This is a genomic window from Amphibacillus indicireducens, assembly GCF_039539605.1.
GTDB classification, from domain to species: domain Bacteria; phylum Bacillota; class Bacilli; order Bacillales; family Amphibacillaceae; genus Amphibacillus; species Amphibacillus indicireducens.
This window is the reverse complement of sequence record NZ_BAABDL010000022.1, coordinates 27,997-28,205: the sequence shown is the minus strand read 5'-3', so window position 1 is coordinate 28,205 and position 209 is coordinate 27,997. Positions and strand designations below refer to the sequence as shown.

Below are 209 nucleotides of genomic sequence, written 5' to 3'. Positions count from 1 at the left end.
TCATCGTTTCCTTGTCGAATTTCTGGTTTAAGCGTGACAAAGTGGGTTGAGAAGCTAATTGCTTCTTATCCAGGATCTTGGTAAACATCGGCTCATGCTTTAATTCATCCGCATGGTCGTCTGTGTGATAACCTGCAAGATGTTGATAAATTTTTTGAATGACGACATCAGGATTGGGATGTTCCCGGTGGTCTACAGAGTCTTTGACT

General features: G+C 42.1%; 1 protein-coding gene. It reads right to left on the bottom strand.

Going from position 1 to position 209, the window contains the following annotated elements; genetic code table 11:
• Positions 1-209, bottom strand: a 209-nt coding sequence (locus ABD814_RS02465) for a transposase (RefSeq protein WP_344909997.1), incomplete at both ends; no start/stop codon positions are given.